Origin of the sequence: Actinophytocola sp., from assembly GCF_036402745.1 — a bacterium.
Taxonomy (GTDB): Bacteria; Actinomycetota; Actinomycetes; order Mycobacteriales; family Pseudonocardiaceae; genus Actinophytocola.
Map to the genome: position 1 here is coordinate 1 of NZ_DASWSJ010000018.1, position 2,511 is coordinate 2,511.

Consider the following 2,511-nt stretch of genomic DNA (forward strand, 5'->3'; position numbering starts at 1 on the left):
CGACTGGCGCCCGGTCATGTCCTCGTCGTCGGGCACCGCGGTCTTGGGGCCGCCGGTCTTGGTCGCCTCCCAGCCGGGTCCGAGGTGCTCCAGCGCCAGCCGCCCGTAGACCTGCTGCTGGGTGGCCACCCGCTCCGCCCGGCCCCGGCCGAGGAAGCTGACCAGCCAGTGCAGCACGGTGGTGAGCCGGCTCTTGAAGCCCACGATGTAGAAGAGGTGGACGACCAGCCACATGACCCAGGCGAGGAAGCCCTCGAACTTCAGCTTGCCGACGTCGGCGACGGCGTGGAAGCGCGAGATCGTCGCCATCGAACCCTTGTCGTGGTACTCGAACGGACCGCGCGGCTCCTTGCCCTCGAGCCGCCGCTTGATCTGGTCCGCGGTGTAGCGCCCACCCTGGATCGCGACCTGCGCGACGCCGGGCAGCCGGTTGAGCGCCATCATGTCGCCGAGGACGTGCACCTCCGGATGACCAGGGAGCGTGAGGTCCGGCTGCACGGAGATCCGGCCGGCGCGGTCGACCTCCGCGCCGGACTGTTCGCCGAGGATCCGACCGAGGCCACTGGCCTGGACGCCGGCCGCCCAGATCTTCGTCGCGGCGCGGATCCGGCGGACCTCGCCGGAGGAGGCGTCCTTGATCTCGATGCCGTTGGCGTCGACGTCGGTCACCATCGCGCCGAGCTGGACCTCGACGCCGTTCTGGTTGAGCTGGCGGCGGGCACGGTCGCCGAGCCGCTCGCCGAACGAGGGCAGGACGGCCGGGGCGGCGTCGAGCAGTACCACTCGCGCCGTGGTCGGGTCGATGTGGCGGAAGTCGCGGCGCAGGGTGCGGTGGGCGAGCTCGGCGATCTGGCCGGCCATCTCCACGCCGGTGGGGCCTGCTCCCACGATGACGAAGGTGAGCAGCCGGTCGACCTCGGCCTGGTCCTCGGCCAGCTCGGCGAGTTCGAAGGCGCCGAAGATCCGGCCGCGCAGCTCGAGTGCGTCATCGATGCTCTTCATGCCGGGCGCGAACTCGGAGAAGTGGTCGTTGCCGAAGTAGGACTGCCCGGCGCCGGCCGCGACGATCAGCTCGTCGTAGGGATGGACGGTCCTGCGGCCCAGGATCGTGGAGGTGACGGTGCGGGCGGTGAGGTCGATGTCGGTGACCTCACCGAGGACGACGCGGGCGTTCTCCTGCCGGCGGAGGATCTCCCGGGTGGCCGGGGCGATCTCGCCCTCGGAGAGGATGCCCGTCGCGACCTGGTAGAGCAGTGGCTGGAAGAGGTGGTGGGCGGTCTTGGCGACCAGCGTGATGTCGACCGGCGCCTTGCGCAGGGCCTGGGCAGTGAAGAGGCCGCCGAAGCCGGAGCCGATGATGACCACCCGCGGGCGGCCACCGGGCGAGTCGCTGGTGGCGGGCAGGCCCGCTGGTGAAGTCGTCATGATGACTCATCCTTCCACTGCGGCCGGTCCGAGCACCGGCTGGGCCCGGGCGATCCACGCCACAGTCTGCCCGTCGGTCCGCCGGCTCGCGGTCGGCCCGGAACACCGGTAGACCGTCCGGGTGTCGTCGTCCGCCGTGCGATTCGTGCTGGTTCCGGGGCTGGGCCTGGACGAACGCTCCTCGGCCCGCGTGCGGGACCGCCTGTCGGGAGTCGTCGTGCACCTGCCCGGAATGGGACTCGCCGCCGCCGTCCCGGTCCTGGAGGAGCTCGCCGACCGCCTGATCGCAGGTCTGGGTGAGGGACCGGTCGTGCTGGTCGGTCACTCGCAGAGCTGTCAGGTGGTCGTGGCCGCCGCCGCCCGGGACCCGCGGGTGGCCGCCGTCGTCCTCCTCGGGCCGACGACGGACCCGCGGCTGCGCTCCGCTCGTGTGCTGGTGTGGCGCTGGCTGGGAACCGCGCTGGCCGAGCCCTGGTGGCAGCTGCCGCTCGTCGTCGCCCAGTGGTGGTCCACCGGACCGCCGGCGATGCGGGCGCTCTGGCGCCGTGCTGCGCCCGACCGCATCGACCGGCGGCTGCGTGAGGTGGGTGTTCCGGTCACCGTCGTCCGGGGAACGCGCGATCGGCTCTGCCCACGCGACTGGGCCGCCGCCCTCGCCGCCGCGGCTCCCCGGGGCCGGCTGGTGGAGCTGCCGGGGGCGGCGCACATGACGGTGCAGACCCATCCCGACGATGTGGCCGCGATCCTCCGGGAGGCGGCCGGCTCGGCGAGGGTGGTCGGCTGAGTTCTACCTCGCCGTGCGGCGGGCCTCCTTGGCTGCCTGCTTGGCCTGCTTCTTCGCGTACTTCTCGGCCTTCTTCACCGTCACCCGAGGCTTGCGCTCGATCAGCCCGCGGGTCATCAGGCCGATGCCGATCCCGACCAGCCAGCTGTCCTTCGCGATCCCCAGGCCCTGCTCGGTCGGCGCGAGGCTGCCTTCCTTCCGCATGCCCGGCGTCTTCAGGTACAGCCCGAGCAGGCCGCCGGAGAAGGCGGTCAGGGCGGCACCGGCGACGAACGTCGGCACGAACGGCGTCAGGAGCGCGG

General features: G+C 72.3%; 2 protein-coding genes and 1 pseudogene. 1 reads left to right on the forward strand and 2 read right to left on the reverse strand.

What is annotated here, in order from left to right:
- Positions 1 to 1,425 (reverse strand): NAD(P)/FAD-dependent oxidoreductase (locus tag VGD70_RS01385; RefSeq protein WP_331077243.1); only part of this gene is annotated, 1,425 nt, incomplete at its 3' end.
- 136 nt (positions 1,426 to 1,561) lie between these two features.
- On the opposite strand from VGD70_RS01385, the gene VGD70_RS01390 reads away from it, so the two are divergent.
- Positions 1,562 to 2,209, forward strand: a complete 648-nt coding sequence (locus VGD70_RS01390; protein WP_331077245.1) for an alpha/beta hydrolase — start codon at positions 1,562 to 1,564, stop codon at positions 2,207 to 2,209.
- Between the two features lie 3 nt (positions 2,210 to 2,212).
- Here VGD70_RS01390 and VGD70_RS01395 read toward each other — a convergent pair.
- Positions 2,213 to 2,511: pseudogene (locus tag VGD70_RS01395) on the reverse strand (hypothetical protein); the annotation flags it as partial.